Annotated in this window: 1 protein-coding gene; it reads right to left on the bottom strand. The window is 54.2% G+C overall.

Annotated elements, in window-relative coordinates:
• Positions 1–1,277 (bottom strand): AIR synthase-related protein (locus J5F18_RS05715; protein WP_346301358.1); only part of this gene is annotated, 1,277 nt, incomplete at both ends.

Here is a 1,277-nt window from a genome sequence, read left to right as displayed (position 1 = left end):
AACCGTAACAAACGCTCAATGGCATCACGTACTTGCAAGGTCGCCGTTGCCAAAGGGGCTGAGTTAAGTTGGGTAGAGCTCACTTCACGATGCATCTTGGGCGGTTTACCCAAGAGGACGTTGAGTGGCATATCGACCGGGTGGTTATCAAATACTTCATCATACAAGCGTAACGTTTGACGCTCAGTCGCCTCGCCAACCACTGCAAAAGGAGCCCGCTCCCGGCGGCAGATCGCCTCAAAGGTTGCGAGCCGCTCAGGGGCGATCGCGATCACGTAACGCTCTTGCGATTCGTTCGACCAAATCGCCATCGGCGACATACCCGGTTCATCGTTTGGAATCGCACGCAGTTTGAACTCACCGCCACGCCCTCCATCATTAACGAGTTCTGGCAATGCGTTCGACAGGCCACCCGCACCCACATCATGGATAAAGACAATCGGATTCTCTGCACCCAGCTGCCAACACCGGTCAATAACCTCTTGGCAGCGCCGCTCCATTTCTGGATTCTCCCGCTGTACCGATGCGAAATCGAGCGCTTCTGAAGAGTCACCCGATGCCATCGAGGAAGCCGCACCGCCCCCTAAGCCGATATTCATGGCAGGACCACCGAGGACCACAAGCGGCGCACCGACAGGAATATCATCTTTTTGGACATGGTCCGCTCGGATATTCCCCAAGCCACCTGCAATCATGATTGGCTTGTGGTAACCACGCACCTCAAGACCATTAAAACTAACCACTTGCTCTTCATACGTACGGAAATAACCGGTAATGTTCGGTCGCCCAAATTCGTTATTGAAGGCGGCTCCACCTAACGGCCCTTCCAGCATAATATCGAGCGCGGATACGATACGGCCGGGCTTGCCAAAGTCTGCTTCCCACGGTTGCTCAAATCCAGGAATACGCAGGTTAGACACTGAGAAACCAACCAATCCAGCTTTCGGCTTCGCGCCGATTCCGGTGGCGCCCTCATCACGAATCTCTCCCCCACTGCCGGTTGCGGCACCTGGGTAAGGAGAAATCGCGGTCGGATGATTATGAGTCTCGACCTTCATGAGGATGTGAATCGGTTCCCCATGATAGCGGTACTCTTGCGTACCCGCCTCTGGGAAGAAGCGCCCGGCTTCGGAACCTTCCATAACTGCTGCGTTATCTTTGTACGCAGAGAGCACGTAATCTGGAGTCTCCTCAAAGGTGCGCTTGATCATCTTAAACAAGGACTTCTCTTGTGGCTCGCCATCAATGGTCCAATCCGCATTGAAGATCTTATGGCG

The sequence above is a fragment of the Halomonas sp. BM-2019 genome (assembly GCF_017584085.1).
The sequence above is the reverse complement of the archived record's forward strand: the minus strand, read 5'-3'. Positions and strand labels throughout refer to the sequence as shown.